The 5,193-nt window shown below is 73.3% G+C and carries 5 protein-coding genes and 1 pseudogene; 3 read left to right on the top strand and 3 right to left on the bottom strand.

Annotation, left to right across the window (positions count from 1 at the left end):
* The first annotated feature begins 129 nt into the window (after positions 1 to 129).
* Both CCL05_RS39965 and CCL05_RS39970 read left to right on the top strand, forming a co-directional pair.
* Positions 130 to 846, top strand: a complete 717-nt coding sequence (locus CCL05_RS39965; RefSeq protein WP_086565512.1) for a TetR family transcriptional regulator — start codon at positions 130 to 132, stop codon at positions 844 to 846.
* 152 nt (positions 847 to 998) lie between these two features.
* Positions 999 to 1,412, top strand: a complete 414-nt coding sequence (locus CCL05_RS39970; protein ID WP_086565507.1) for a Zn-ribbon domain-containing OB-fold protein — start codon at positions 999 to 1,001, stop codon at positions 1,410 to 1,412.
* Positions 1,413 to 1,424: 12 nt separating this feature from the next.
* Here the strand turns inward: CCL05_RS39970 and CCL05_RS39975 are convergent, their stop codons facing one another.
* From CCL05_RS39975 to CCL05_RS39990, 3 genes are all read right to left on the bottom strand, one after another.
* A complete protein-coding gene (locus CCL05_RS39975) occupies positions 1,425 to 2,768 on the bottom strand; it encodes a Gfo/Idh/MocA family protein (RefSeq protein WP_086565508.1) in 1,344 nt (447 codons plus the stop codon).
* 541 nt (positions 2,769 to 3,309) lie between these two features.
* On the bottom strand, positions 3,310 to 3,696 hold the full coding sequence (locus tag CCL05_RS39985; RefSeq protein ID WP_086565510.1) for a PPOX class F420-dependent oxidoreductase: 387 nt from the start codon (positions 3,694 to 3,696) through the stop codon (positions 3,310 to 3,312).
* Positions 3,697 to 3,739: 43 nt separating this feature from the next.
* Complete coding sequence (locus CCL05_RS39990; protein ID WP_086565511.1) at positions 3,740 to 4,918, bottom strand: MalY/PatB family protein; 1,179 nt, start codon at positions 4,916 to 4,918, stop codon at positions 3,740 to 3,742.
* Between the two features lie 24 nt (positions 4,919 to 4,942).
* Between CCL05_RS39990 and CCL05_RS39995 the strand changes: the two are divergent.
* A pseudogene (locus CCL05_RS39995) lies at positions 4,943 to 5,193 on the top strand (hypothetical protein); the annotation flags it as partial.

The raw sequence follows: 5,193 nt of genomic DNA on the forward strand, positions 1-5,193 counted from the left end.
CCTCTGAACCCGAGGCGCGGCTGCCGCTAGATACGCGGCTGCCGCGCCTCGGGTTCAGAGGGAACTCGGTTCCTCCCAAGGAGTGCACTGAGTGCCATGCGTACCCTTCCGGGTGCTACGTTCCCGCTCATGAGCTCCGAGAAAGCCGACGCCGGCACCGGCACCGGAAAGCCGCCGATGCGGGACGCCCTGGTGGCGGCAGCCTTCCAGCTGTTCCTCGAACGGGGCTACGAGCAGACCACCATCGACGACATCGTGGCGCTGGCCGGGGTCGGACGGCGCTCCTTCTTCCGCTACTTCCCCTCCAAGGAGGACGTGGTCTTCCCGGACCACGAGCGGTGCCTGGCCGACATGACGGCCTTCCTGGCGGCGGGCACCGGCGACGAGGAACCCGTGCGGCGGGTGTGCGACGCGGCCCGGCTGGTGCTGCGGATGTACGCCGAGAACCCGACGTTCTCCGTACAGCGCTACCGCCTCACCAAGCAGGTCCCGGGGCTGCGCGCCTACGAGCTGTCGGTGGTGTGGCGCTACGAGCGCGCCCTCGCCGAGTATCTGCGCCGGCGTTTCGCGGCCCGCCGGGACGGGACCCTCCAGGCCGATGTGATCGCGGCGGCGGTGGTCGCGGCGCACAACAACGCGCTGCGCTCCTGGCTGCGTTCGGACGGGCAGGACGAGGCGAGCGCCACCGTGGACCACGCGCTGGCGTACGTGCAGTCCGCTTTCGGCGGCACGCCGGTGCCCCCGGCCGGGGAGCAGCCCGAGGACGTGGTGGTCGTCGTCTCGCGGCGCGACGCGCCGTTGTGGCGGGTCGTGCAGGAGATCGAGTCGACGCTGGGGCGCGGCTGAGCGTCCGCATATTGAGGGAACGGAGTGCCTTTACGAGTGGCACTGAGTGCCATACTCTGTGCTGCGTGCGCGGTGGCACGGCGAACCGGGCACACGTGTGCGCGGGTGAGCACGCACACGGGATTCCGGCCGAGTGCAGGGAGTTGACCAGCGTGTACCACCACTCAGGAACCGTCACTCAGCAGGCAGCCGGCTCCCCGACGGGTCTGCTCGACCCGAGGGGCCCGGACACCGAGGCCATCCTCTTCCAGCGCTGCACCTGGTGCGGCACCGCCATGTACCACCGGGTGCTGTGTCCGGTCTGCCGCGGCAGCGAACTGCGGACGGAGCGCAGCGAGGGCGTGGGCACCGTCCGCCACTCCACGGTGGTGCACCGCAACACGCCCGCGGCGCGCAATGTGTCCCTGATCGAGATGTCCGAGGGGTTCATCGTGCGGGGGCGGGTGATGGGCCCGCCGATCGGCATCCACAGCGGGGACCGGGTACGGCTGTCCACCGCCAAGGACCCGGTACGGGGCGAGCCGGTCTTCCAGCTGCTGGACGAGCCGTACCGGGCCTGGCGCTGACGGGCGGTCCGGTCACCGGATCCCGGGGAGCAGTTCGCCGGTGCGCACCGGCCTGCCCGTCTCGAAGCTGCGGTTGGCCGCGAGCCCGACCGCCAGGGCGAGCGCCCCGTCGCGTTCGGTGGCCGTCGGGTGGGCCGTCGCCGCCGTGTCCGCCGGGCGGCTGGGATCGACGGGGCCGAACAGCGCGTCGAGCATGCGCGGGTCGCCGCCGCCGTGGGCCTCGTGGGCGACCGCGAGCGGCACGTCCGCCGGGGGCCGCCACAGCGGGCGCAGGGTGAGGCGGGCGCCGCCCGGGTGGTCCGCCGCCGTGTCCCCGTGCACGGCGCCCGCGGTCGAGGTGACCCGGGTCAGCGGTGGCTGCCAGCGGCTCTCCTCGACCTCCAGCTCCAGCCGGCCCGCGCTGCCGTTGAACATCACCCGGTAGCCCTCCCACGGGGAGTAGGCCGTCAGGTGGTACGTCATCGTCGCGCCGCGCGCGTAGCGCACGAGGACGGACATGTCGTCCTCGATGGTGATCGGCCCGTCGAAGACGTTCCGGTCGCGCAGATAGCCGTCGTCGCGTTCGGCGTCCAGGTAGAGGGCGCGCAGGGTGTCGTTGGCCGCGAGGTCCAGGGCGAAGGGGTCGTCGGCGGCCCGGTCGGCGCCGTGGGCGCGGTCGTACTCCCGGCGCAGTCCGTGCCGCTCCCCCGCCTCGCGGCCGTAGAAGCCGAGCCGCCCGTAGCCGAAGGCCTCCCGGGGCTCGTCGCCGAGCCACCAGTTCACCAGGTCGAAGTGGTGCGAGGACTTGTGCACCATCAGGCCGCCGCTGTGGTGCTTCTCGCGGTGCCAGCGGCGGAAGTAGTCGGCGCCGTGCCGTACGTCGAGCAGCCACTCGAAGTGCACGGAGAGCACCTCGCCGATCGCGCCGTCGGCGAGCAGGGCGCGGACCTTCTCGTGCACGGGGTTGAAGCGGTAGTTGAAGGCGACGGTCAGGGAGTTGCCGGTCTCGCGGACGGCGCCGAGGATGCGGGCGCAGCGCTCGGCGTCGACGGTCATCGGTTTCTCGGTGACGACACGGCAGCCCGCCTTCAGGGCCGGGACGATGTAGCGGTCGTGCTCGGCGTCGACGGTGGTGACGACGACCTCGTCGATGTCCTGCTCGGCGAGCAGGTCGGTGAAGCGGTCGGGCTCCCACTCGGCGGCCGCCGGAGCGCCGGCCTCGGCCAGCAGCCGGTTGTGGAAGGCCATCCGGGTCGGGCTGGGATCGCACAGCGCGGCCACGAGGTGGCCGGGGCGTTCGGCGAGGCCCCGGGTGAACAACTGGGCCCGGTGGCCCGTGCCGACGACGGCTGCGCGCAGGACGGGATTTCGGCTCATGCCAGGTGATCTGTCCCGGGGACGGGCCGTCCACTCCCCCGGCGTCGAAAGCGCTTGCCGAAAGGGGGTGCCGAAGCGGCTGTCAGCGTGACAGGGCGCGGGTTTGCCGAAGCCGGGGCAGCATGACAGGGCGCGGGTGCCGATGCCTGGGCGGCGTGACAGGGCACAGATGCCGAAGCCGGGGGCAGCGCGTCAGGGCGCGTGCGGCGAAGCCGGGTCCCGTACGGCCATCGCCTCGTACGGCGCCACCGCGAGCGGGCCCGGACGGGACGGGCGGGCCTGGCGAGCCCGGCGGGCCTGTCGGGCCTGGCGAGCCCGGCGGGACTCGCGGCCGGGCAGGCGGGCCAGGCGGGCCAGCCGAGACAGTGGGCCTGGCGGGTTGGCGTGCCGGTGGGCCAAGCGGGCCCGCCGGGCCGGGCGGCGATCCCCCGCGCCGAAGCCGGTCAGCTCGTGACGGCGCGTGCCGTAGCCGGGCCAATGCGTGCAGGCGCATACCCAAAGCCGGGGTCAGCGCGTGAAGGCCGCGTGCCCAAAGCCGGGGTCAGCGCGTCAGGGTGAGGCGGATGCCCACCGTGCCGTCGAGGCCCCGGCGCAGTCGGCTGCCGAGCAGGGTGAGGCGGCCGACGAGGCCGTACTTGTGGGCGATCAGCTTCCGGTAGCGGGCGGTGGTGGCCGCGTCGCAGATCTCCGCCGTCGCGGGCACCTGCTCGCCGGTGGGGTTGCCGCGCAGGTCGCAGGGGCCGACCAGGACGTCGGCGCGGTTGCGGATCCGCTTCACCTTCCAGGAGTCGGCCGGCGTCCAGGCGCCGAGCGCGTTCCCGTCGCGCACCACCCAGACGGGGGTGGCGACCGGCGTACCGTTCCTGCGGTAGCTGGTGATCAGCAGGTACTTGCCCTCGCCCGGTTCGGCCGGCGCACTGTCGTCCATGCCGGGCAGTCTACGAGCGCCTCCCGCGGCGTGCCCCCGGGCTTCAGTGGAGGGCGGCGGCCATTCTCCGTACCGCCTCCCCGATCACCTCGGGCGAGGTCGCCAGGTTGAGGCGGGCGTGTCCGGCGCCGCCCGTGCCGAAGGGGAGGCCGGAGTTGAGGGCCACCCGGCCGCGGTGCAGGAAGGCGTCCGCCGGGTCGTCGCCGAGGCCGAGCGCACGGCAGTCGAGCCAGGCGAGGTAGGTGGCGTCGCCCGGGCGGTAGCGGATCGCGGGCAAGTGCTCCGCCAGCAGGTCCGCGAGCAGCCGCCGGTTTGCGTCGAGGCCGGACAGCAGGGCGTCCAGCCAGGTGACGCCGTCGCGCAGGGCGGCGGTGTGGGCGATGACGCCGATGTGGCTCGGGCCGTGCCCGACCTCCTCGGGCATCCGGGCCAGGTCGGCGCCGGCCCCGGGCCCGGCGATCGCGAGGGCGGCCTTGAGCCCGGCCAGGTTCCACGCCTTCGAGGCCGACATGAGCGACAGTCCCCGCTCGGCGCCCGGCACGGTGAGGTACGGCACGAAGTCGCTGCCGCCGACCACGAGCGGCGCGTGGATCTCGTCGGCGACGACGCGGACGCCGTACCGCTCGGCGAGCGCGGCGACGGCGGACAGTTCCTCGGCCGTGTGCACGGTGCCGGTCGGGTTGTGCGGGCTGCACAGCAGGTAGGCGGCCCGTGCTCCGCCCGCGACCGCCTGCCGGAAGGTCTCCTCCAGGACGCCGATGTCGATGCGCCCGTCCGCCCCGAGCGGGGCCTGGACCACGCGCCGGTCCATGTGCTCGACGAACTGGTAGAACGGCGGGTACACCGGCGGGTTCACGACCACCGCGTCCCCGTTTCCGGTGACCAGCTTGAGCATCTCGACGACGCCCAGCATGACGTCGGGCACAATCGCGGTGCGCTCCACGGCGAGCCCGTCCCAGTTCCACCGCTTCTCGGCGAAGGCGGCCAGCGCCTCCGCATACGCCGTGCCGGCGGGGTAGCCGGTGTCGCCGAGGCGGAGCGCGTCCGTGACGGCGCGCACGACGGGCTCGGCGAGCGGCACGTCCATCTCGGCCACCCAGACCGGCAGCACGTCCTCGGGATAGGTGCGCCACTTCATGCTCGTACGGCGGCGGAGATGGTCGAGAGTCAGGGCCTGCAGGGGATTCGGTTCACCGGACGTCTCGTGCGGGATCCTGGTCATGGGCACACGATAGGGGGCTGTGCAGTGAGCGGGAATCGTGAGGACGGGGAGCGGGGAGGGGCCGAAGGCCCGTTCCTGGAGATCGCCTGCGACGAGTCCGGGTCGGACGGCGAGAACCTCACCGGCGGGAACACCGACGTGTTCGCGCACGCCGGCGTGTCGCTGTCCGTGGCGACGGCGGCGGCGGCCGTGCGGGAGATCCGGGACCGGATCCGCTCGCCGGCCGAGGAGTACAAGGCGAACCATCTGCTGCGGGAGAAGCACCGCGCGGTGCT

It is taken from the genome of Streptomyces africanus, from assembly GCF_002150735.1.
GTDB classification, from domain to species: Bacteria; Actinomycetota; Actinomycetes; order Streptomycetales; family Streptomycetaceae; genus Streptomyces; species Streptomyces africanus.